21 protein-coding genes are annotated in these 24512 nt (G+C 50.7%); 3 read left to right on the top strand and 18 right to left on the bottom strand.

Features of this window, described 5'->3' with window-relative positions; genetic code table 11:
- A partial coding sequence (locus tag HMPREF2890_RS09210; RefSeq protein WP_246825205.1) for an SPOR domain-containing protein occupies window positions 1-198 on the top strand: 198 nt, incomplete at its 5' end.
- A 404-nt stretch (window positions 199-602) separates the two neighbouring features.
- Here HMPREF2890_RS09210 and HMPREF2890_RS00405 read toward each other — a convergent pair.
- The 3 genes from HMPREF2890_RS00405 to rplS form a co-directional block, all read right to left on the bottom strand.
- Window positions 603-1787, bottom strand: a complete 1185-nt coding sequence (locus HMPREF2890_RS00405) for a MalY/PatB family protein (RefSeq protein ID WP_070463935.1) — start codon at window positions 1785-1787, stop codon at window positions 603-605.
- Window positions 1788-1913: 126 nt separating this feature from the next.
- A complete protein-coding gene (locus tag HMPREF2890_RS00400; protein ID WP_168160383.1) occupies window positions 1914-4109 on the bottom strand; it encodes a lamin tail domain-containing protein in 2196 nt (731 codons plus the stop codon).
- Between the two features lie 263 nt (window positions 4110-4372).
- Window positions 4373-4723, bottom strand: a complete 351-nt coding sequence (gene rplS / locus HMPREF2890_RS00395) for a 50S ribosomal protein L19 (protein ID WP_070463931.1) — start codon at window positions 4721-4723, stop codon at window positions 4373-4375.
- Window positions 4724-5183: 460 nt separating this feature from the next.
- Between rplS and HMPREF2890_RS00390 the strand changes: the two genes are divergently transcribed.
- Both HMPREF2890_RS00390 and prfA read left to right on the top strand, forming a co-directional pair.
- Window positions 5184-6365: an AIR synthase-related protein gene (locus HMPREF2890_RS00390; protein ID WP_070463929.1), complete on the top strand. Its 1182-nt coding sequence runs from the start codon at window positions 5184-5186 to the stop codon at window positions 6363-6365.
- On the top strand, window positions 6362-7447 hold the full coding sequence (gene prfA / locus HMPREF2890_RS00385; RefSeq protein ID WP_070463928.1) for a peptide chain release factor 1: 1086 nt from the start codon (window positions 6362-6364) through the stop codon (window positions 7445-7447). The genes HMPREF2890_RS00390 and prfA overlap by 4 nt, the downstream gene beginning before the upstream one ends.
- A gap of 286 nt (window positions 7448-7733) precedes the next feature.
- Here the strand turns inward: prfA and HMPREF2890_RS00380 are convergent, their stop codons facing one another.
- The 15 genes from HMPREF2890_RS00380 to HMPREF2890_RS00310 form a co-directional block, all read right to left on the bottom strand.
- Complete coding sequence (locus HMPREF2890_RS00380; protein WP_070463998.1) at window positions 7734-9020, bottom strand: DegT/DnrJ/EryC1/StrS family aminotransferase; 1287 nt, start codon at window positions 9018-9020, stop codon at window positions 7734-7736.
- A 50-nt stretch (window positions 9021-9070) separates the two neighbouring features.
- Complete coding sequence (locus tag HMPREF2890_RS00375; protein WP_070463926.1) at window positions 9071-10120, bottom strand: coiled-coil domain-containing protein; 1050 nt, start codon at window positions 10118-10120, stop codon at window positions 9071-9073.
- A 384-nt stretch (window positions 10121-10504) separates the two neighbouring features.
- The gene (locus HMPREF2890_RS00370) at window positions 10505-11086 is read right to left on the bottom strand and encodes a sugar transferase (protein ID WP_070463924.1); all 582 of its coding nucleotides are present in this window, start codon (window positions 11084-11086) and stop codon (window positions 10505-10507) included.
- Window positions 11086-11961 (bottom strand): DNA damage-inducible protein D, encoded by an 876-nt coding sequence (gene dinD / locus HMPREF2890_RS00365; RefSeq protein ID WP_070463996.1) that lies wholly within the window; start codon window positions 11959-11961, stop codon window positions 11086-11088. Before dinD ends, HMPREF2890_RS00370 begins: the two co-directional genes overlap by 1 nt.
- A 314-nt stretch (window positions 11962-12275) precedes the next feature.
- Window positions 12276-13223: a DUF3644 domain-containing protein gene (locus tag HMPREF2890_RS00360; RefSeq protein ID WP_210394714.1), complete on the bottom strand. Its 948-nt coding sequence runs from the start codon at window positions 13221-13223 to the stop codon at window positions 12276-12278.
- A 39-nt stretch (window positions 13224-13262) separates the two neighbouring features.
- Window positions 13263-14267, bottom strand: coding sequence for a glycosyltransferase family 2 protein (locus HMPREF2890_RS00355; RefSeq protein ID WP_070463920.1), 1005 nt, complete (start codon window positions 14265-14267; stop codon window positions 13263-13265).
- A 12-nt stretch (window positions 14268-14279) separates the two neighbouring features.
- Window positions 14280-15404 carry a glycosyltransferase family 4 protein gene (locus tag HMPREF2890_RS09390; protein ID WP_070463918.1) on the bottom strand — a complete coding sequence of 375 codons (1125 nt, stop codon included), beginning with the start codon at window positions 15402-15404 and terminating at the stop codon, window positions 14280-14282.
- A 12-nt stretch (window positions 15405-15416) separates the two neighbouring features.
- Window positions 15417-16790, bottom strand: coding sequence for a hypothetical protein (locus tag HMPREF2890_RS00345; protein WP_070463916.1), 1374 nt, complete (start codon window positions 16788-16790; stop codon window positions 15417-15419).
- On the bottom strand, window positions 16787-18226 hold the full coding sequence (locus HMPREF2890_RS00340) for a lipopolysaccharide biosynthesis protein (protein ID WP_070463914.1): 1440 nt from the start codon (window positions 18224-18226) through the stop codon (window positions 16787-16789). Before HMPREF2890_RS00340 ends, HMPREF2890_RS00345 begins: the two co-directional genes overlap by 4 nt.
- A 34-nt stretch (window positions 18227-18260) precedes the next feature.
- Window positions 18261-19151, bottom strand: coding sequence for an ATP-grasp fold amidoligase family protein (locus HMPREF2890_RS08715; RefSeq protein ID WP_083289699.1), 891 nt, complete (start codon window positions 19149-19151; stop codon window positions 18261-18263).
- A gap of 31 nt (window positions 19152-19182) precedes the next feature.
- Window positions 19183-20079, bottom strand: a complete 897-nt coding sequence (locus tag HMPREF2890_RS00330; protein WP_070463908.1) for an arginase — start codon at window positions 20077-20079, stop codon at window positions 19183-19185.
- A 318-nt stretch (window positions 20080-20397) separates the two neighbouring features.
- Window positions 20398-21663 (bottom strand): nucleotide sugar dehydrogenase, encoded by a 1266-nt coding sequence (locus tag HMPREF2890_RS00325; RefSeq protein WP_148130632.1) that lies wholly within the window; start codon window positions 21661-21663, stop codon window positions 20398-20400.
- A gap of 47 nt (window positions 21664-21710) precedes the next feature.
- Entirely contained in the window at window positions 21711-22211 is a 501-nt protein-coding gene (locus HMPREF2890_RS00320; RefSeq protein ID WP_070463904.1) for a hypothetical protein, read from the bottom strand.
- Window positions 22208-23218: an AAA family ATPase gene (locus HMPREF2890_RS00315; RefSeq protein ID WP_070463902.1), complete on the bottom strand. Its 1011-nt coding sequence runs from the start codon at window positions 23216-23218 to the stop codon at window positions 22208-22210. The genes HMPREF2890_RS00320 and HMPREF2890_RS00315 overlap by 4 nt, the downstream gene beginning before the upstream one ends.
- Before the next feature lie 28 nt (window positions 23219-23246).
- Window positions 23247-24215, bottom strand: a complete 969-nt coding sequence (locus HMPREF2890_RS00310) for an SDR family oxidoreductase (protein WP_070463900.1) — start codon at window positions 24213-24215, stop codon at window positions 23247-23249.
- Between the last annotated feature and the right edge of the window lie 297 nt (window positions 24216-24512).

The raw sequence follows: 24512 nt of genomic DNA, 5'->3' as shown, positions 1-24512 counted from the left end.
AACGCCCGCTCACTCCGCGAGCGTATGATCAGCGATGGATATAGCGAGGCAATCCTGGCGCAGAACGAGTCCGGCATGTACCGTGTCCTCGTCACCGGCCACGACACCAAGGAGGCCGCCGTCCGCTCGCGCGATGCGATCATGCAGAAGTACGCGCCCGCCTTCAGCGACGCCTGGATCGTCCGCCGCGCCTACTGATCCACCGCCCGCCACTAAGCCCAACTTCTGATCCGTAGGAGTATAGGGTCTACCGACGGCAACAATCAATCGACAAGCGGGAGAGTGCCTATCTTGACAATAGGCGCTCTCCCACTTTTTCCTTCCCTCACGACCGACAGGGACCTCTGTCCATAGTAGTCCTGTGGTCTTTCTCCTCTATTTACTCCCCCAGATAGGTGCGTGATGTGACTCTGCGTATTCTCTTCCCTATATCTCTGAGATGGAGCTGTCGGCAAGTAACACATAGTTGAAAATCAGATCAATTGCCCAATTGCTCCACCATTATATCAGGGATGGCGACGTATATCATAGCTCCAAATAGTAAGAGGGCCGGCTCGTACAATCGTACGGGTCGGCCCTCTCCTTTATCTCACCTTGAGCGATCAGGCTTTCCGCTCGCGGAGACCCTTAGCCATGCGCTTCATTGCCTCCTCGATGACAGAGCGAGGCTCACCGACATTGAGTCGCATGAAGTAGTCTCCGCCGGTGCCAAACATCCGTCCGTCATTCATAAAGACGCCACACTTCCGGATCAGGAAGTCAACCAGCTCATCCGGGTCCTTAAAGCCGGCATCGGTGAAGTCCAGGAAGATAAGGAAGGAAGCCTCGGGACGGATCATCTTCACACCGGGCATCTCCCGCCGGAGGTAGTCCTGTACGAAGTCGACATTCTCGGCGATGTAGTCCATGCAGTTGCGTGACCACTCATCCCCCTGCTCATAGGCAGAGGCAATGGCGTCATAGGTCCAGCAAGAGGCCGCCTCCAGTCCGCACTGCAGCATGTAGGCAAAAGCCTTCTCCCGTAGCTCCTTATTCGGGATGTAGAAGTGTGAGCCGATCACACCGGGCATATTGAAGACCTTAGACGGTGCCATCAGCGACATGGTAATCTCGCGTGCCTCCTCGGAGATGGAGGGGAAGGGGTGGTGCTGCACGCCCCTATAGCTCAGGTCAGCGTGGATCTCATCGCTCATGATGAGCACTCCATGCTCGTGAGCCATGTGCGCCACGCGGCGCAGCTCCTCATCGCTCCATACCCTGCCACCGGGATTGTGCGGGTGACAGAAGAGTAGCATCTTGGACTCCGAGAGAGCTTCGTCAAGCCTGTCCCAGTCGATATAGAAGCGCTCATCACGGACGAGCAGGGGCGCCTCGACTAACTTGCGGTTGCTGCCTCGGATGACGTTGGCAAAGGGATAGTAGACCGGGGGAAGGATCGTGATCCCGTCACCCTCGTGCGAGAAGCACTGGATCAGCTTGTAGTAGCCGGATACCACACCCGGTGTATAGGAGATCTCCTCCTTTTCGGGACGGAAGCCGTAGCGCTTCTCAAACCAATTCTGAATCGCCTCAAAATAGCGATCCGGAGGGCAGGTATACCCCAGTACCGGATGCTCGAGACGCTTACGGACAGCATCGCCCACGAAAGAGGGTGTCGCGAAGTCCATATCTGCGATCCATAGAGGAAGGATATCCTCATAGTCGCTCTCGAAGTGACCATAGCCGTCATACTTCATACAGCTGGTTCCCCTACGGTCGATGACCTTGTCAAAGTCGTACTTTGCCATAATGCAAGATTAAAGTGTTATGTATTCTGTTAAGTCAGTCCCAAAGGTACAAATTGTTCTGTTTTATCTATGCACCCATGGGACCCAACTGCTGAAAATATCTTTGACGACCCTCCCCACGAGGAATCACATCGCACCGGCATGGACCCACTTACCGGAGTAGGTGAGCGGGACAAAGTCCGGGTCGGGAGGGGTAAAAGTCACCCGCACCACGATGATCAGTGTCGGCAGAGGAGCCTTTCCGTCCTGCAGTTTTTCGATAAAAGGTCTCACCTCCCTACCCTCCTTCCGGTAGATCTGCTGCCCTTCTAAGGTGAAGAGCTCCAGAGTTGCCAATTCACCATACAGTGGCAGGAGCGCCATCATCTGCTCATAGGAGAGATGTGGGTCGTCCGGCCAAGTGCCCTCTGATCCACTCTCCGTCGACGAACTATTGAGACGCCCCGGAGTACCTCCACGGGAGGCTTCGGAGGCACGCCGCCAAGCACTCTTCTTAGTCCCGTCAGCCTGTGGAGAGACACGCTCAAGTGAGTGCCGAGTCCGATCAGCAGCAGTGTCGCCCAGCCACTGACGGCGATAGACGACCTGATCTATGGTGGTTCGATCAGCTCGGGCGATGAGACTGATCTCGCTGTAGGTGGGGCTAATGGAGGGGAAGTCTATCCGCTCCACAAGCGTGGAGGGGTCGCAGAGGGGGTAGAGACGCTCCAGGGCGGGCGGATATGGGGTCAGCACGGCATAGCTCTTCGCCGGCAGCGTGTAGGGCGAGACCACCAAGGGCCATGCGGAGTAGGAGCCATCGGGACTGTTCCGGAAGCTCATATGGACTCCCTCCAGCTCGATCGGCTGAGAGGAGGTGTTGTAGAGCTCGATGTACTTCTCCCCGACACTCTCGGGAGAGAGCATCAGCTCACTCACCACCAGCGCTCCCGGTGCGAGTGTCTCATAGGGTCTCATTAGTGATGGGGCACCCGGTGTACCGCCCGTTGGGGTTGTGGAGTAGCGCCACTGCGGCGGATCCGACTCGATGCGCTCTATGGAGCGTCCCTCTCGCTGCAGTCCCGGCTCACGGAGTCGGTCGTCCACCACCACCCGATCGATGGATTGCCCGCTTCGCCACTCCAGACTTAGGGCAAAGGAACCGCTCATCGAGGGGAAGTGATCCATCGGCAATGTGTGGATACTCTCCTGCGGTAGCTTATGCTGTGAGGAGTGGAGTACCGCATAGCCTCCCGGAGACAGCGTAACCGGAGGCAGGTCGTATGCGGTGGTCCGACAGCGGAGGATCACCCGCCCAAGATCCACGGGAGCGGTACCTCTATTGGCGATCTCCACATAGGGGACCCGAGCCAGAGGACCTACCGTCGGAGGATCGATCATGATCTCCGAGATGATCAGCCCGCTTCTGTCCTCTGCCGATGGACGCTCAATGGAGGTCTGCCACTCACCCACAGGGCCATCCAGCGTCTCCATGCCGGAGATCCTGACCTCTATGGGACCACTGCCGGAGGGTGAGGAGACCGGCAGGATCACCTCACGAAGCGTCTCACCATAGGCGACCCGAGTCTCCCTCCCTCCGACCAGAGCCACCGCTCGGGAGAGGTTTACCGGCTGACTCAGGTAGAGGACAAGGGTACCATCACTCCTCCGGGCAGACCGCAGGAGACGTACCTGCCCAAGGCTTTTATAGGGGAAGTGAATGGTCGGCTCGGTCCAGAAGGTTGAGCTCATGCGCCCGGAGGTGAATTTCACCCGGAGCGAGAGCAGCCCCTCGAGTCGACCTCCAAGCTGCACGGCGATGTCGGCATGCCGCACGCCTCCCTCCGGAGAGAGCATACTCAGCCGTATCGTCCGATCGCCGTCATAGACCACCCTCAGAGCTACTTTACTCCAGACCTCGTCCGGAGAGGTCAGAGTATGACGCAGCAGCACCTCCTCCTTCCTTGCCCCATTCGCAGGAGAGAGTCTGCGCACAAGCCGCACCTCCAGCCCCTTCGGATCCGGAGCGAGGGTATAGGTCTCAAGCCCCGCCTCCGTCTGTATGCTGAAGAGATCCAGTGCAAAAGTATTGTACCTCGACGGTCGCCGATCGTAGTGGCACTCCATCGTCCACGCCACCGGCACACCGCTCCTCAGCTCGTAGGATCGGTGGATCTCCGCCTGCTCACGTCCCTGAGCGAGCGGAGTAAGCGTGAGCTGACCACCCTCGAGGGCAAAGAGGTCTACGTCACCACTCCAGCCCTCCTGAGCGATCCCCCGAGAGAGGAAAGTCAGGAGGGCAAGTCCCGCCAGCACATAGCGCCTAAGTCTATCCCACCTCACACTTCTATGATAAGACCTTTGCATAATGGTCTTTCGCCGAAAAAGCGGTGCTTTTTCGGCAGGGACTTTGCAGAATGCCCCAGATGCAAGGGACTGAGAGTGAGGGCGAAGGGAGTGTGCTTACGCACATGACCAAGCCCGAATCTCGAAAGTGACGCTGCAGATGGGGTATTCTGCAAAGGTCTCATGATACGGAAAGAGCTACCGATCGGCATTCAGATGCTGATCGATAGCTCTTTTTTTCGTGTACAGTAAACTTTATATCAGAAGGAACGACGCTCCTTGATACGAGCACTCTTACCGCGACGGTTGCGGAGGTAGTACAGCTTGGCACGACGGACGTGACCGATGCGATGTACCTCGATGCTGTCGATGAAGGGAGAGTTCATCGGGAAGATTCGCTCCACACCGATGCCATTGGAGATCTTACGCACGGTGAAGCGCTTATTGGCGCCCTCACCGGAGATGCGGATCACATCACCCTTGAAGACCTGGATACGCGTCTTGTCACCCTCGGTAATGCGATAGTTGACTGAGATCGTATCACCGCTCTTGAATGCGGGAAGCTCCCTCTCGATAGCAAACTCCTGCTCGACTGCCTTAATTAAGTCCATATCAGAAAAATGTAGCTTTATGAATTAGTCAAATCACTAAACGCAGCATTCGTGAGCCACATATATCTCTCACCAGAGGCTACGCAAAGCGGTGCAAAGGTACCCCCTTTTTGTCGTATTCCCTAATCCTCTCTCGCCGATCCTCATCCCCGCCCTCGTGCGACGGTTTGCTCCGGTTCTGGAGCGTGAGGATTTGATTACATCCACTAAAGAGTTACCTTTGTGTGAGGAAGAGTCAAGAGAGTCTTCTGTTGCACCCATACCTACTCTACCTATGATGGCAAAGTATATGTCGCACCCTGTGTAGCCGGTGGCACGGTCACAGGAGAGGTTGCGGAGAAGATCAGAGCCCCGAGAGGAAGAAGGGCTGACCTCGTCGCCCGACCCCACAGCCTGACCCTCCGCACCGCATATCTCCTTCGCCATAAAGACAGTAAGAAGTAATAAGGAAATCATAAGTATGACCGACGTCAATCCCAACGAACTCTACCGCCGCCGGGGCGTCTCCGCCGATAAGGAGGATGTCCACGCAGCGATCAAGAATATAGACAAGGGGCTTTACCCACAGGCCTTCTGCAAGATTATGCCCGACATCATGGGCGGCGACCCGGACTACTGCAATCTTATGCACGCCGATGGTGCAGGGACAAAGAGCTCACTCGCCTACCTCTACTGGCGCGAGACGGGCGACCTCTCTGTCTGGCGTGGCATCTCGCAGGACTCCATCGTGATGAATCTCGATGACCTCCTCTGCGTCGGTGCCACACAGGGGCTCCTCCACTCCTCCACCATCGGGCGTAATAGCCGGCTCATCCCGGGAGAGGTGATCAGCGCGCTGATCAATGGCACGGACGAGCTCCTCGAGCAGCTCCGTGACCTCGGTGTCGGGATCTACAATACCGGTGGCGAGACCGCTGATGTGGGCGACCTCGTCCGCACGGTGATCGTCGACAGCACCGTCTCCTGCCGTATGAGGCGTGAGGAGGTCATCGATGCGGCCCGCATCTCTGCCGGAGATGTCATCGTGGGGCTCGCCTCCTTTGGGCAGGCGACCTACGAGACCGCATACAATGGCGGCATGGGGAGCAATGGTCTCACCTCCGCCCGGCATGATGTCTTTGCCCACCACTATGCAGAGAAGTATCCTGAGTCCTACGACGACTGCCTTCCCGACGACGTGGTCTACGTCGGCTCGCACAGCCTCACCGACCGCGTCGAGGGGCTCGACATTGACTACGGACACTTAGTCCTTGCACCCACACGCACCTACGCCCCGGTGCTGGTGGAGCTGCTTCGCGAGCTACGCCCGCAGATCCACGGGCTCATCCACTGCACCGGAGGGGCTCAGACCAAGGTGCTGCATTTTGTCAAGGGGAAAAAGATCATCAAGGACAACCTCTTTGACCTGCCCCCACTCTTTGACACCATCCTCCGCGATGGCAAGACCCCGGCGAAGGAGATGTATAAGGTCTTCAATATGGGACACCGAATGGAGGTCTACCTACCCGAGCAGTACGCAGCCGAGGTGATCGACGTAGCCCGCCACTTCAATATTGACGCACAGGTCATCGGACGGGTTGAGGATGCCGCTGAGAGCGAGGTGGTGATCGAGAGCAGTCTCGGCAACTTCGAGTACCGATGATGGGCCTGTCGGAGCAATTGGCTCCCCTGCGGGCGAAGTTTCGCGAGGTGACCATCCGCATGACCGACCCCCAGGTGATCGGGGATCAGAAGCTCTTCCGCAAGCTGAGCTTGGAGTACAAGGACCTCAAGGAGATTGACGACAAGGCGGAGCAGTATGAGTCGCTCCTCGGCCAGCGCGATGAGGACGAGAAGCTCATCGCCGCCGGAGAGGATGCCGAGCTGCTCGATCTCGCCCGGGAGGATCTCCGAGCGATCGAGGAGCAACTACCCGAGCTGGAGCAGGAGCTAAGGATGCTCCTCCTCCCCAAGGACGAGGACGACTCGCGCGATGTGATCATGGAGATCCGTGCCGGCACCGGCGGCGACGAGGCGGCACTCTTCGCCGGGGATCTCTTCAAGATGTATCAGAAGTACTGCGCTGAGCAGGGCTGGAGTTGCCACGTCACATCGATGAACGAGGGGACGATGGGTGGCTTCAAGTCGGTCATCTTCACCGTCGAGGGAGAGAAGGTCTACAGCCGGCTCAAGTACGAGAGCGGCGTCCACCGTGTCCAGCGCATCCCGGTGACCGAGTCTCAGGGGCGCATACAGACCTCAGCCGCCACCGTCGCCGTGCTTCCACAGGCGGATGAGGTGGACGTAGAGCTGAGGAGTGAGGACATACGCACCGACATCTTCTGCGCCTCCGGACCCGGTGGCCAGGGCGTCAATACCACCTACTCCGCCGTCCGGCTGACCCACCTCCCCACCGGCATCGTTGTGCAGTCGCAGGACGAGCGCTCCCAGCGGCAGAATATGGCAAAGGCGATGGAGGAACTCCGCACACGCATCTACAATCAGGAGCGGGAGCGACAGGAGGCGGAGCGCGCCTCCGAGCGACGCTCTCTCATCTCCACCGGCGACCGGTCCGAGAAGATCCGGACCTATAACTTTCCCCAGAGCCGCGTCACGGACCATCGCATCGGGCTATCGATCCACAACATAGACAGCGTCCTCGACGGCGGCATCGGTCCCTTCATCGAGGCCCTCACCACGGAGGACAACCTTGAGCGTATGAAGGGCAGTCCCGCCGCCTCATAAGTCGCCAGCTCCACAGGACCACGCTGAGACCTTTCGGTTCACTCAATGCGATCAAGGAGAGGAGCACCTGACACAGCCTGCCGGGTAGCAGTGACCGACACCCGTGAATAGAACTCACTGGCTGGGGTCCGGGATCAGTTATTATAGCCGCCATTGGATGGATCGCCGCAAAGCCCTTACTTCCGGTGTCCCGCATCCCCCACTCAGTCCTGTACGATACACCGCACCCGCACTCCTCCTCAGAGGCTCGGGTGCGGTGTGTTATATAGGACTTCAGAGGCTTTACTTACGCCTCGATCGCCTCGCGGATACAGTCGACGATATAGTGGACATCATCGTCTGAGACATACGGACCTGCCGGCAGACAGAAGCCTACCCGGAAGAGCCCCTCCTCCACCCCGTCCGTGTAGACGGGGGCATCCGCATAGACAGGTTGCTTATGCATCGGCTTCCAGAGGGGGCGGCACTCCACCTTCTTCTCCAGCATAAAGGTTCGGAGCGCCTCCACATTGGCATTAGGCTGACAGTCGGTCGTTGCCGACTCCACCTGATGGATCACTCCTGCAGCACCACCGACAGCGGTTTTGATCACCTGCCGGTATGCATTCTCCTGCCCCTTGACCCGAACCTCCGGGTCGATCGTGGCAGCGCAGAGCCAAAAGTTGGCACCATACCGCTTGTCCTCCGGCTGACGATGCATCGTAATCCCCGGCACATCTGCCAGCAGCTCCTCGTAGAGCGCCTGTACGTGCTTGTGATGAGCGAGGTGGTCACCCAGCACCGTCATCTGTCCGCGACCAATGCCGGCGCAGACATTAGAGAGTCGATAGTTGTACCCGATGGCAGTATGGTGGTAGTAGGGATAGGCATCACGTGCCTGAGTGGCATACCACATGACCTCCGTCGCATCTGCCTCCGAGCGGCAGATCAGCGCCCCTCCGCCCGAGGTGGTGATCATCTTATTTCCATTGAAGGAGAGGACGCCAAATTTCCCAAAGGTCCCCAGCACCTGTCCATCAAAGCGGGAGCCCATACCCTCAGCAGCATCCTCAACCACGGGGATACCGTACTTATCCGCTATCGCCATGATCTCATCGATCCTGTAGGGCATACCATAGAGCGCTACGGGGACGATCGCCTTAGGGTAACGCCCGGTCTGTTCCTTACGGTCAAGGATCGCCCTCTCCAGCAGAGCCGGATCCATATTCCAGGTCTCCCGCTCCGAGCCGACAAAGACCGGCTTGGCACCCAGGTAGGTGATCGGGTGCGAGGAGGCGCAGAAGGTGAAGCTCTGCACCAGCACCTCGTCTCCAGGTCCCACACCGCAGCCGATCAGCGCCAGGTGAACCGCTGCCGTACCAGCAGACAGACAGACCACACGCCGATCCAGCGCTGCCGAGTCGACCGACTTGCTGTTGACAAACGCCTCTAAGTCCTTCTCAAAGGCATTCACATTCGGCCCCATCGGCACCACCCAATTGGTGTCAAAGGCCTCCTTCACATACTTCTGCTCCAGCCCCTCCTCACTCATGTGAGCGAGGCAGAGGTAGATCATCTTCCTCTCTTCCGTCATAATCATTAGCCACTCTGCTGTTACTACACTCCCTCGGTGATATGTATTTATTAAGCCTCATCGTTGCCCTCACGGCCGGCTGTGGGGCGAGGCTCACGCGACAGCGCACGTCCGGTCAGCGCAGAGGAGTCTATGGCTCGGAGAGCAATGTCTCGGACCGTCTCCTCTGAGGTAGAGACCTTTAGTCCCGCCTCCCGGAGCTGTGCCTCCATCTCCCCGATCTTCTGCTGCAGTAATTCGATCTGCTGATCCTTCAGCCGTAGCTGACCCTCAGTCTCCTTCTGGGCTAAGTCAAAAGCAAAGCGATGCTCCCTCTCGAGGCGCTCCTCAGTGGCCTTGATCGCCCTACTCTCCACCTCTTGCATACGGGTATCTAAGCTCTCTGACAGACGGCGCAACCCCTCCAATTCTCCCTCAGCCTCGGCAAGTACACGCTCCCTCTCGGCAGCAGTCCGCTCAAAGTCCTGGCGACGCTCCTCCAGAGCTCGCTCATCAGCGTCCAGTTGCTCCCGGAAGGCATCCTCCTCCTTACGCCGCCTCTGACTCGTGGTGTACTCATACTCATCCTCCTCACGCTTTCGGAGAAGTGCAGCGGTCGCTTTCTCCTGCTTGACGGAGTCCTTGTACTGCTCTTGTTCACGCTGCCACGCCTCGCGTGTCTCCTCGATCTCTCGCTCCTGCTTGGTCCGGATCTCCTCCAGCTCTCGCAGAGCCTCTTCCTTCTGCTTTTTCTGCGCCAGGATGAGTGTAGAGAGCGAGTCGGCATTGCTCTGAATGGCATAGAGATCCTCTATCCAAGCCTCCTTGATCTTGATCGTCTCATCAAGCGTCCTAAGCTTATCAAAGCCCTCCCTAAGCTGAGACTGGAGGAGAGCTACGGAGCGCTCAAAGCCACCCATAATCTCCCGGGCAAACTTATCCATCTCCTCAGCAGAGAGAGCCTCAGCCTGAGCGACCACCTTTTTTTGCTCTATCCGCTTCTGCTCCTCCCTCGGGTTCTCTAAGCTCTTCGTCTGCACCTCTGCCAGCAGTGCCTGATAGGCCTCCAGCATCTCCTTCTTCGTATTGGACATACTGATCTGTGCTCTCTCCTCACTCATATCGTTATTTAGCTGATGGTTTATCTACTCTGATATCACCACAAATATAATGAAATCAGAGGTCATGCCGCACGTCATAATCAATCCTACAAGAGATCGGCTCCTATGTTAAGAATAAGAGAAACCATAACAACTTCCCCCATGTGAGAGCAACTACTGGTTCAATAGAGCATTCTCTTTCAGCTGCAAAGGTACCACCCCCGCACACCCCGGTTGTCTCCTATCTGCACTTAGGGGTGAATCTGGCGCTTTATCTGTCACTTAGTTAAAAAGGTAATAGGATTTGAGTCTAATCCCTCCATCAATGTGGATGCGTAGCGAGTATGATCAATGATAGTCGTAGTAGGCTACTCTCATAGTTATCACTCACCTTCGCGGAGCTACTCACCCGAAGACGGTCTGAAAGATATACCGGATGTCCTTCCCGAAGGACCAGTGGTAGTAGTACTCCTTATTGATGCGAACCTTGTCCGGAAAGATCACTGTGTCGTTGTAGGCCTGAGGGTCATCCACCCCGGCAAGGAGCTCCTCTTCGTTGCGATACTTTAGAGATGCCGGGCCGGTGATCCCCGGTCTCAGCTTCAGTATCACCCGATCCTCACCCACAAGTTTGTCTGCATATCCGGGCACATCTGGGCGTGGACCCACAAAGCTCATATCTCCCACCAGCACATTCCACAGCTCCGGAAGCTCATCCAGCTTGTACTTACGCAGTTTGGCTCCAAGCGGGGTGATGCGAGATTCCCCGGCGACAGAGACACTGCTACCACCATGAGACACACTCATACTGCGAAACTTCACCATCGTGAAGAGCTTGCCATCCTTCCCTACTCTCTTCTGCCTAAAGAGCACCGGTCCCCCAGGCATCTTTAGCCGAATGAGGAGTGCCACAATAAGTAACGAGGGGCAGAGGACAACCAGCCCCACGAGTGACATTACACGATCAAATAACCACTTTGCCCACATTACGATTGTCTTTTCTGCTTGGGGAGTTTCTGTGAGGACTGTTCGATCTTCTTGTCATCACGAGCAACTCTACGTTCTAGCTTTTTGATATCCTCTGATGGAGGTAATTCCTCTGGCTTAATTCCCCTCTGCCCTAGCATAGCACGCACGCATTGGTTATTCTGCACGTGCTCTTTCGTTATTGAGGGCTCGCCACTCAAGTCCTTGCTTTCAACATTGTAGTTGGTCATCTCTGTTGCCAGGTTCTTAGCTGCGATTGTGAGTGTTGGCAGGAAGTCAGCCAAAGGTCTGTTTGACTTCACCCCGAGTCTCACTTTCATGTCTCCCGTAGTATACCCTCCAAAAAGAGCAGTATCCCCTTTCGATCGAATCCGCCCAAACCCCTTGTCATCCACCCCGCGCTCATATATGTTCTGTGACAGCTGCTTCTCAGCTGCTCTTAGCTTATCACGCGTTTCTATGCGGGAGAGATAGTTCAGTCGTTCGGCTATTAACTCTGCCTTGCGTGTCTGAATGGCAAAATAGCTCTGAGCAAAGGCGATTTCCTCCTTCTTAGGATCCCCGTTCTGTGCAATAAGGTAGCATGCATATCGCGTAAGCATTACGTCGGAAATTTCACGCTTTGCACCGCTCCCTAAGTCAACCATTTTCGTGACCTCACGAAAATGGTCTTCGGTGCTGACTCCCTGTGATATACAGGACTCTATGGCGCGACGAATTGCCACCTGGAAATTTTCCCACCGGCTATAGCCAAGGATTGGCTGAAGTTCCCGAGCAAACCATACCTCTATCTGCTCAGAAGAGTCATCCCCATCTATGTGCCTGACTATACCATCAAAAGTTTTTTTGTATTGCAGTATACTAATTTTATCCATCATCACATGCCACTTATGGATTGATCCGTTTGTATGCTTGGCATTATAACTTCCGGTTTGATTGTTATCTATTGGCTATCAGTCTCTCAATTGCATTATGAGTCTATCCGATAAAGTAGGAGGTGGTTTTGAGGATAGACAAGTATTCCTTATCATGTATACTTTTCAGACCACTCTCTTCTGTCTAAAGAGCACCGGTCCCCCCGGCACCTATAGCCGAATGAGGAGTGCCACGACAAGCAACAAGGGGCAGAGAATAATCAGCCCCACGAGTGACATAATCCGATCAAGCAACCACTTTGCCCACATAGTTATTACCGCTTTACCTTCTGAAAGTAATTATCTAGTACACTCCAGACGGAAGTCGAATAAAATTCTTTTTTGGACGATTTCGGGTTATCAGGATCTAAGAAACGCTTATAGCATAATTGAGGAGCCTGCTTCACTTCTTTCATCGCACTATTGAACGTCTTGCCCTGTTTGTAATTTGAATACCTCTTTTTGCACTCTTTCACCACAGTTTTGTAGTCCCATGGATATGTGTTCTTTATGTTTTCGGGGGTTAAGGTTACGGGAACCCCATCCTTGGATCTAACTACTTTTATAGCGTCAAAGGAGTTCCCCTTTTTGAAGCTTACATCGATAGACATCGCCACCTTATAACCAGAGTCGTCTGTCTTCCCGAGTTGTTGCTTGATAAAGTCTATAAAATTGGTTTCTTCTTGGGTAAATCGAGTATCTACCAGTTTATTTCCATCTACGTAAGCTAAAGGCATTAAGTAGAGGTTATAGCGATCAAGGCGTGCATTCACCTTCCACTCCTTAAGCAAGTCTAGGTAATTCTTGATGCATGCAAACCCCAGTTCTTGGATCTGCTTTGTGAGAGAAGATTCATTAATAAAGTGAACCGCATTGTCTCTTAGTTCCATTAGGGCTGCAATATTTGACTCAACAGGTTTTGGCAATTGACATTCTGTGGATAAAATATTCATGGCAGTCACAATAGATATGGACCTTGGATTGCCCACCCTATTACGATCAACGATTTTTCGCTTTGACGAAGAGCCATCTTTTTTCTTGTCGTACTTCAAACAATATATTGAATTCATCCTGTAGTTGTTCTGCTTCAGAATTTGTGCCTTGAGAAGCAACTCCCAACTATTTACAGCTAGGATCGCAAATGTCTCTTCTCTATAATGAAAGTCTGGCTTATTATACAGTTCGATAGCTGATATCATACTACTGATAGACTTATCTATCATAGCCTTATATGTGCGATTCACTCTCATAGAACAACACTTTTATCTGTTGGCTTCGGCAACGAAAGACCGGTTAAAGAGGAGGCGTAGGATGCCATCAAGGTAGCCAATACCATAGTTGATATGGATGACGGGATAGATGCAGAGTAGCCACAGAGCAACCTTTGGCTTTGTTATATGTTGCAGGGATGCCACAATATCTATCAGGAGATAGAGAAGAAGGGGGACTGCAAACCAAAGGGTTAACTTCGGCAGGATGACACTCAGCACAACAAAGAGTATCAGGTAGAGCACAAAGAAGAGGGGCACCATGCGCCTCAGGGAGGAGCACTGTCCCAGCTTTTTATCTACCAATGGATTGAAGAGTCCATACTGATAAAACATCCGCCCACACTTCTTCACCGTGGGGCGTGCGTAGTAGTCTATTAGCAGGTCAGGTAGAAGGAAGATACGTCCTCCATACTGTTTGAGACGAGAGTTCAGTTCGTTGTCTTGATTACGTATCAGCTCTTCGTCATAGCCCCCTATCTTATCAAAGACCTCTCTACGATAGCAGCCAAAAGGAACCGTATCCACCTCCTTAATCTCTTTGGCTCCTACACGAAACTCTGAGTTGCCCATACCGAATTTAGAGCTGAGGGCGATAGCGATAGCCTCCGCCTTGGGGGTGCCATTGGCCGGAAGCGTTTTACAGACACCGCCCACATTGTCGGCCTCTGGATGAGCCTCCATAAATTGAACAAGCCGGCTGAAGTAGTCATTCGGATAAACGCAGTGTACATCTAACCGGATGACATAGACTCCTTGAGCCGCCTTAATTCCAATATTCATAGAGACAGGCACTATCTTCCGAGGATTATGCAGGAGTATTACCTGGGGGAACTTCTCTCGGATGATCTCTGCGGTGCGATCTTGGCTGTTGCCATCTACCAAGATTACCTCTAGATGCTCCTTGGGGTAATCCTGCTGATATACCGAGTGGAGACAGTCCTCTATAAAGCGTTCCTCATTGTATGCTGGGATAACAACTGAAATTGTATGAAACATAGAAGAATATAACTATTGATGAAAAATTGAGAGGTATCTGTCAGCGACCATATTCCAGTCAAAATGATCTAGTAGATAATCCTTGTCTATTACATACTCGTGGAAATGAGTGATCATCTGCTCAATTTTGGACGCAATATCATATATAGAGCGAGGATTACAACAAGTACCGTAGGACGCTGTAAAAAAGCCATCAACCCCTTCACCTCCAGGGTAAAGAATAGGTAATCCTTGAGATAAAGCCTCTACATAGACAAGCCCAAATGTTTCCGTAAGAGATGGCATGGTGAAGAGTTGACATTGGTGCATGATAGAGCGTATCCTTTCCTTGTCTTTGATAACACCATGTAGGTAAAAAGTTTCAGGCGACTCGCGGGCCATTAACTCTATTCGCTTGGTATCATCCCCTCCTCCCCCTATAATATGAAGTTGTATGTTATGACCTTTATCTTTTAATCTGAGTACGGCCTCCATAAGTCGAGGAACATTCTTGTTTGTTGAGAAATTTCCTACATATAGAAGGTTCCAAGGATCGCCTAGCAGGTGAGGTTTGATCGTACAGGAAAGGTTGTCAAGCCAGTAACTATTTATGCCATTAGGAATGTTGATGACTTTAGCGACAAAGTCAGGCGGGCAATATTTCCACTTCAGCACCCTCTTGAGATGAGCAGGAGAGATACAGACAACCCTATCGGCATTATTCAGTACACACCTTCCTATATCCCAAGTGTGCACCATAAACCTCATAAAAGTATTTATATCTGTATTTCTGATCGTAACTGTATAGGGGATTCCGAAGTCTTGCTTTAGTTTAAGAGCCAATACTCCATCACTAAAGAGTGTATGAGCATGTGTATGGGTAATTATTTGGGGGTCTAACGCAGCGAGCAAGTGAGCGTAGTTGCTCTTCGTTTTTAGTCTGAAGAAAGCTCGATGCCACGGACTCCAATTGTCAGAGTAGTAGATGGTAGACCCCTCCACAGCAAAGTCTAAGGCGTTTTTACCCAATTGCCCCTTGTGTCTCACTGTAGTAAACACACTCTGTCTGACTCCCCTTTTATCTATGGCTCGTGCCAACTGATTGTAGACTTGAGAACCCGGAAAATCATTGGCTATATGTAGTATGTGTTGCGACATATGGTATAATAATTAGTGTCTTTTGTGCCTTAATTGATCCATTTGCGTATGAGAAAGCAGATATAGAACCAGAACACTTAGAGCAAATCCCTGTGTCAGTAAAACGCTGAAGAAAGCTCCGTCCTGCAATGTGAAAGCATAGAGCAGTAATCCTAGAAGTGGCACATATGCCATCTCTGTTTTTTGGAATCCTCTTGCACAGACTTCGTATATCCTAAAGGATACGACGTATAGAACAGAGTAGATTGGTAGGGACAACCAGCCAATCTGAGAGAATCCCTCTGCAAAAAGTCCTGTATTTGCTCCCATGTCAGGCAGTCCAAAGGCATACTCCCCTATTACGTGAGGGAATGGATAGCTGTATGGATAGTGGAGAAGTCCTCTTAAAAAGCTTTCAGAATAGTATAGGTAGTCATGACCCTGAGTGAATGCGAAGAAGTAATACCCAATCTGATTAGGAATAAAAGACATCCGACGAAGAGTATAGATTGTCAGCATTGGCAGCTGATCTGATAGTATTAGACATTCCCCAAAGCACAGCACCACAAATATTGAATAGTAAATGATGACTTTCTTGGCATTGATATTTTTACCGAAAAAGTGGAATAAAACACCAAGGATAAGGGCGAAGAGAGTGTACTTCATTCCACCAAAAGAGAAGGATACCAGTTGGGAGAATATTAGCAGCGAAGAGAGCCAGATCCTTCGCTGCTTCAGCGTTATAAGGAGCAGTATCGGAGTGATGCGAGCTGCAAAGGGTAGGTAGTAATTAAAGAAATTTGGCATTCTGGAGGAGCTCCACTCTCGTCTCATATCGTAAACCTCACCCAACTGGAGATTAATCCTTAGTCCGTTGTAGTAGAGGGTGATTAGAATAACAGATAGTGGTATTACGATAGAAAAAAAAGGGACTGCACTCTTACTATTTCTTCTGGTATTTGGGGTGGGTTTTGAGGTAAAGTTTGGAAACAGCTCATTGGTTACGACGAAAAAAAGGTAGGAAAGAAAATGGTAAATATAGTATGAGTTGCTCCAGTTCCCATATACGTACATTATGGCGCCTGGCAAGAAGTAACAGAGCGTTAGAACGATTATAAAGTAGTCTGAGAGGGTGGCTCGCTTTTGCTGGCGATACAGAAAGATGGATATTAGGACTAAGTAGGGCAACACTACTAGGCTTGATGATGTCCCGATATAATTCATCTTGAACTGGTACATACTGGCATATAAGGGCCCAATAACTTCGTATATAGGGTGTAGCATACCGAATATGCCGATCACAATAACAGCAATCCATCCCCAGCTGAGACTATCCTTAGTTTTTTGCGCCTCTGCTCGTCTATTGTTGACGGATAGAATATACCGCTTGCCAGTATGACCATTCATTTTCTTGTTCTTTCTCCTAACTTTAGCAATGTACGAACACTCAATGGGTCAATCCACTTAGTCCACAGAAGGAGCCCTCCAAAGAGTAATGTTGGAAGTGTTAAGCCTACGAATAACTCCGCCCATATGCTCAAATCTTTTACGAGCATTAAAGACTTTTCCAGGCACAAAATTACTACACTTTGAAGAAGAAGGACAGGTATTACGTCGGACAATTGCTCTTTGATAGTTATATCTGTTAGTTTGCTTACATAGTAGATGTTGAAAAGGTAACATAACAGATTGAGTCCAACCAACCCCAATAAGGTCTCCCAAAGCCCAATACCACTTAGTATTACGAGCATCCCTATACCTACTCCCCGCTCCATGGAGAGAAGTGTAAAGTAGCTCCTAGCATTGCCAATTGCTCGTATGAGTAGTGTCGGAATGGAGGACAATACGAGGAGTAATCCTACTGGCGCCAAGACTCGAAGCATTGGCACCGATGGCAACCATTTATCAGTAAATAGAATTAGGATAACAGGCTCTGCGATGATGTAAAGTATGCCGAATGCCCAGACGGATAGTGTGGCAATGAGGCGCGTGTTCCTACGATAGTGAGTGCGTAGGCTTGAGCGATCTGACTGAGAACGCGAAAAGCTGGGGAAAAGTACTTGGTAACTTATGTCTTGAACTGCCTGAGAGGGAACCATCTGCAATTTGTTTGCCTGCGTATAGTAACCCAGAGTAACTGCACTAAACCGTTTACCTAGAATCATTGCCAATCCGTGTACATAGGCTTGATCGATGAGTGAGGCGAGGTAAATATAGCCGCTGTAAGGGACCAGTTTTTTGAACGAGTTTTTAGAGATTCCTATTGAAGGATAGGAGCTCGTTGTTAGCCACAACCCAATGGTTTGGAAGAAATACATTGCAAGAGTGGCCAACACTAAGCTCCACACTCCACCATTATTTTTTGCGATAACAATCCCCGCTGAATAGCCCAAAATACTTGAAGCAATCGTTATGAGACACAATCGACGAAGGTGAGAGGCACGCAGGGCAAGATTATACTGTACAATGAAAAAAGAGCAAATAATCAGCTGAAGTCCCAAAACCCTCAGAACATCTCTAAGAATAGGCTCGTCATAGAATTTGGCAATGGCAGGAGCGAAGAAATAAAAAAGACAATACACAATGAGGGAAAGGAGTAAGTTAACTGTAAAAACAGTGTTTGTGTCTTCCCGCTCAAGATCCTCTGTTTGGATAATTGACTGACCAAACCCAGCAATCACCGTTGTATACCCAAGAGATATGAAAATCTGAAGCATACCGATGATCCCGAACTCCCGAGGAGATAGAAACCACCGAGCCATCACAAGATTAAAGAGAAAGGCCAAGACTATTCCACCGACCTTATCTAATGAAGCCCAAAGATAATCGTTTTTAGTGCTCAAGTGTCTTTCTTGGATAAGTAGGTATACGTAAGATTCAGATTGAGCGGTAAAGACTCAGGTCAATGGACTGTCCAAGCAACCTGTCGGCATACTCTGTTTTTCTATCAAAACCGCCACCCTCTGAGAAGGTTAATTCACTAAAATAAATATTGCCGTTGACGTGAAATAAATCTACCCTTACGTAGGGAAATGGGGCAGATATGGTTTCGGCAAGATTCATCATTTTGATCACGTCCTCCTTGTTAAATTCTACGGGTGGGTAGCTGACACTCATAAAGTGACCATGACTTGGCTCGTATGGTATAGGCTCTAAATCTCTCCCAAATCCGTACAGTCTGCATTCTGATGCCTGTCTGTCCGAAACAGTGAACCCCATAATGCATTTACCACTAGCACAGTGGAATTTGTAGTCAACCGGGGCGATGTCTGATGTTGCAATGTTCTCTTCAACAATGATTTTCTTCGGGATTTTAGCATACTGCATTTCTCCGCTGACAAGCTCTGATTTGACATCCATCCATTTTTTTAATTCAGACATCGTTGAAGTAATGTCAAGCTGAGTCTTGTCATTCACAATAATGTTCATTCCATTTCCAAAGTTCATCTTAAGGACAAACCTATTTGGCAACACACCCCATTTTATTTCATCTGGATGATTATAATGAGAAATTAAAGGTATAAGAAAACGATCAAAACCTTTTGAGGATAAATACTCTCTAACAGCATATTTATCTGCACAAAGCGTGTATGTTGGGTCATTTTTGAATGCAGTACACTTTAAGTACTGTATCTTTTCGTTGAATAGTGTAGGATTATTCCATCTGGGAAATCGGTGATATTGCCTGAAATAGAAGAGTGAGTTTGCAATCTTTCCGCCCAGTAATCTGTAGGCCATACATCTTATTGCATTTCTATTCATCGCCATTGTCGAACTTGAAGATGACTCAATACGTTGTCTATGATAATATAAGCCTAAGCGTGTTCTCGAAAATTTCTTTGGTTTTACCTGTGGGGTCTAGCAGGTTGTTTAGCTCTACTATATCTGCGGACTTCACTAGTCCCGTATTCATAAGCTGCTTAACTATTTCATATCCTATTTTAGGGGATATCCCATCTTTCTCGGGTACGCCTGTCCCTGGTGCAAATATAGGATCGATGACATCTATGTCAAAGCTTAGGTGAATATGGTCGATCCCCTTGTTAATAATATCACTAACAATCGAGTCTACAATGTTAGAAGGGGTGGAGAAGTTAAGATCATAGGATGAACGGATGAATATATTATGTTCTTGAGCAACCTGAACCTCTCCAGGATCTAGAGCTCTGGCGCCTAGATAATAGATATTCTGTGTCCGAAGGATAGGGAATTTACCCCAATAGTGAGCCAATTCCTTTTGTCCCAGTCCCATTAAGTAGGACATATGCATACCATGCATATTACCAGATGCAGAGGTCAGTTCTGTATTAAAGTCTCCGTGAGCGTCTATATACACTACAGCATAATTGTCGGCTCCCTTTTCAAGAGCAATAGCAGCAATGCTACCGAATGCTGAGACGTGATCACCACCGATGCATACGGGTATATGACCTTGTTGGAGAGACTGTCTAACAGAGTGACAGAGATCTTCAGAGGCATCTAGTATAGGGTCTAAATATTTAATCCTCTTGTGATAAGAATATTTTTCTCTAGAAATTGCCTCACAAGAAATGGATGGTATGTCTCCAAGGTCATTAACGATGTTGTCCCTTGAGGTATAGCAGTTTTCTCTCCGTAGAATAGCTGGTGTGAGTTCATTACCCACTTTGTCACATCCCAAATTGATGGGAAATCCTATGATATCATATGTATTCATTATCAAATAATCGTCACTCTAAGTTCCAAAAAATATCATCGCAAAATGTGGTAACTATTTTTCTACTTCTCTCCTTGCTACGGGAAAAAGGTGCTGACAAACTCATCGGTCGGTCTCTCTTTGTAGAGAGGCTGCTTTTTCCCTGAATTGTAGTCGTTGACACTCGGACTGCTCCCTCTTTCTCCAAGAGATCGCCAAGACTCATCCTATTGCCTCACAGAGCCGATCAGCAGATCAGAGAGAGACTTGTCGGAGAGGGCTGGGAAGGTCATGGAATCGGCAAGGAGGCTTACTGGAGATCCTCAAAAGAGCAGTTAGTTAGAGCTTGGCGTCACACTCCTCACTCTTCAGGAAGCCCTTGACATCATAGACCACTCCCTTGTCGGTTGTCAGGTCACGAACGGAGAGCTTCTCGAAGTCTTTGTGGGCAACAGCAAGGATGACCGCATCATACTTCTCTGAGGGAAGCTGATTGGTCACTTCCACGCCATACTCCCGCCGGACAATCTCGGGACTGGCCCACGGGTCGTAGATGGTGACGTTGGTGTTGTAAGACTTAAGAGTCTTCACGATGTCGATCACCTTGGTATTGCGCACATCGGGGCAATTCTCCTTGAAGGTAAAGCCGAGGAGGAGGATCTTGGCATTAAGCACTTGTATGCCCCGCTTAAGCATCAGCTTGACCACCTGATCCGCCACATACTCGCCCATGCCATCGTTCATACGCCTACCGGCAAGGATGATCTCGGGATTGTACCCGTACCTCATGGCACACTGAGCGAGGTAGTAAGGATCTACGCCGATGCAGTGACCACCTACGAGACCGGGACGGAAGGGGAGGAAGTTCCACTTCGTCTGCGCTGCCTCCAGCACATCATGAGTATCGATGCCCATGCGATTGAAGATCTTGGCCAGCTCATTCACAAAGGCAATATTGATATCCCTCTGAGAGTTCTCAATCACCTTGGCCGCCTCAGCCACCTTGATAGAGGGTGCGAGGTGGGTGCCGGCTGTGATGACGGAGCTGTAGACGGCATTGACATACTCGCCCACCTCGGGCGTGGAGCCGGAGGTGACCTTCTTGATATGCTCCACGGTATGCTGCTTATCGCCGGGATTGATGCGCTCAGGGCTGTAGCCACCGAAGAAGTCCTCATTGAACTTTAGTCCGGAGACACGCTCCACGACAGGGATGCAGCTCTCCTCCGTCACGCCCGGGTAGACGGTACTCTCATAGACGACTACATCGCCCTTGCTGATGACCTTACCTACCACCTCGCTGGCAGAGATGAGCGGAGAGAGGTCGGGGTTGTGATTCTCGTCCACGGGTGTGGGGACAGCCACGACATAGAAGTTGCACTCTCTGATCTCATCGAGATCCGAGGTGCAGATGAAGCCATTCTTGATGGCGGTCTGCAGAAGCTCATCCGACACCTCGAGGGTGGCGTCGTGACCCGCCATCAGAGCCTTTACCCGAGCGGGGTTGTAGTCGTATCCGATGGTCTGGTACTTCGTGCTGAAGAGTCGTGCAAGTGGAAGCCCCACGTACCCGAGTCCGATGACAGCAATCTTTGTGTCCTTGATACTATTCATATGCTATAGGCGAAATCTCCTTTGACAGTAGTTAGTTATTATAGTATGGTGCCAAGCTTATTTAGCACACTTTTATTCCATAAGGTTTTATTGAGGACGTAATATCCGTCTATAAACGTTTGTTTCCATACCGAGGAGTATTTACTCTTCTGCAAGTTAACAGGGAAGCGAAAAGATGTCGTTTCAAGAAAATGCTGGATAGTAGCTCCATTAGACCAATCCGTGAGGAAAACATAGATATTCTTCTTCCTCGGAGCCTTACTACACCAGTAATAAAGGAAGGAATCCCTATACTTATAGACTATATCAAATCTGATCTTACTAAGTCTGTTTTTAGGGTCATTGCAAGGATTTTTCTCAAACCACTCTTTGTTCTCTTCGTAGTTTTTGATCTCAACGAAGATTCGATGGTTTGGCAGTTCTGCAACTACATCAACAGCTTTCATCGCTGGGGCTGAAAGGAATTTCGGATCGTCCAGCTGAATGATTGATGTCGCAGTGGGAAAGTCAAAGGTATATCCTTCGAGCGTCTTTTTCATAGGTTTAGCTCCTCTTCTATCTGCTTCAGGAGCAGTGCTTCGTAGGCATCCTGGATGGGGTTAGCAACGATATCCTCCAGACGATCGTAGGAGGAGTATTCCACACCTCCGGTATCACCCTTCTTGAAGAGGTGGTACTTGGTGGGCGACTTATCCTCCCAAAGTCTGACCTGGGATGTGAGCATACTATTATGAGTTGTGACAAAAACCTGCACGCCGAGGTCAACCAACCTATACAGTATCTTCACCACCGGTTCCATCATCTTGGGATTAAGATTTGCCTCCGGCTCGTCCCAAAAGAGGACAGACCCTTTGGTGAGCATTTCGTTCTGGACTAAGCAGAAGAGGAGACCGAGCTTGCGATAGCCCTCAGAGAGCAGGGTGAATTCCAGATTGCCGGAGCCGTCTGTAGCTCTGAGGTAAAACTCCTCTCCCTCCGTAGCCACCGTACCACTCATCTCTGACTCGATGAGCTCAAGCAGCTCCTTCTGGATGCTATTACGACGACCACGAGCGGCCGGATAGAGGGCCTTACTAATGATATCTGCATATACGCCCTCGAAGTGAATGGCGTGACCATTGTAGAGAGACTGAAAGCCGGGAGCATTCGCCAGCATATCCTTTACCGGGATATAGACAGCCTGCCCGGTGGAGTCGGACTTCCAGTCCGTCGAGGTCATTGTGACGCCATCTATGGATGTGAGCCTCACTGAAAGGCTTCTGTCAACCCCTTCATCGGTGCGAAATACCTCAAAACTCCCGCTCTTGCGTCCTCTGGCACGTCGCACCAGTCTACCGATGCTGTCAGGAAGAAAGTTCTCCTCAAGCTTCTGACGAATAGATTTCGTCTCCTTGCCACCTGCGACCTCATAAGCTGAGTACAGGAACTTCATCAGATGGGTCTTTCCGGTGCCATTTTCTCCTATCAAGACGTTTAGTCCCGACGAGAAATCCGCCTTGAGTTCATCAAAAGCGGTGACATTGTGGACTTCGACGCGAGTGAGCATAGTGAGGATCTTCTTCTTGAGAAAAGGGTTATAGGTTTTCCCAGTACCACCTGCAGCACTCCTCCAGTCCCTGACGCATAGAGTACTTGGGATCGTAGCCGAGGAGGCGCTTCGCCTTATCTATGCAGGCAAGGGAGTGAGGAATGTCTCCGACTCTATTAGGTCCATGAATCGCATCGATGGACTTGATCTCCGGATCCATCTTTGAGAGATTCTCCTTCAGGTAAGAGACCAGCTGATTGAGAGTCGTGCGCTCGCCGTAGGCGGTATTATAGATCTGATTAACCGCCTCCGGATTGGTCGTGGTAAGCGCACGCATATTCATCTGGATGACATTGTCGACATAGGTAAAGTCACGACTGTACTCGCCATCGCCATTGATGACAGGCTGCTCATGCGCCATCAGCTTCTTGACAAAGAGCGGGATCACCGCAGCGTATGCCCCATGGGGGTCCTGGCGACGGCCAAAGACATTGAAATACCGGAGACCGACGAACTCAATACCATAGGTCCGCGCAAAGACATCAGCATAGAGCTCATCTACATACTTGGTAATGGCATAAGGGGAGAGAGGGCGACCGATCACCTCCTCCACCTTAGGCAGAGACTCACTATCCCCATAGGTAGAGGAGCTGGCGGCAAAGACAAAGCGCTTAATACCGGCATCTCGAGCGGCGACAAGTATATTGAGGAACCCTCCGATATTGGTATCATTGGTGGTGATCGGATCCTTGATGGACCGAGGGACCGACCCTAAGGCCGCCTCGTGAAGGACATACTCCATACCATCGACCGCCTTGCGGCAATCCTCAAGACTCCGTATGTCACCAACCACGAGGGAAAAGGAGTCAGGGAACTTCTCAAGCAGGGGGATAATGTTCTCCGGCTTACCCGTGCAAAAGTTGTCCATACAGCGAACTATATGCCCCTCTCCTAGGAGATACTCGCACAGATTAGATCCGATAAACCCTGCTCCCCCGGTAACTAATACTTTCATAACCACCTATTGTCTAATAAGACGAAAGACCTCACAACCCTGCTTTGACCACACGAAGAACCGACCAATCCGGAATCCTGATCAGCGCTAAAGAGTGCATTGTCCTGACTTTGTAAGTCCCTCACGTGTGTCACGGGTTGATGTCCTTTTTTTGATGCCCCAAAGGTACCATTAATAATTGACCTTCATATACCGACCGATCGGACCGGCGGGGAGGGCTCCCCTCAATTTAGCTGCAGTGTACCCCGTCCGATGAGAGGTTTTCCTAATACCGATATTAGTTTTCTCTAATACCGA

The sequence above is a fragment of the Porphyromonas sp. HMSC065F10 genome (assembly GCF_001808555.1).
GTDB lineage: Bacteria > Bacteroidota > Bacteroidia > Bacteroidales > Porphyromonadaceae > Porphyromonas_A.
The sequence above is the reverse complement of the archived record's forward strand: the minus strand, read 5'-3'. Positions and strand labels throughout refer to the sequence as shown.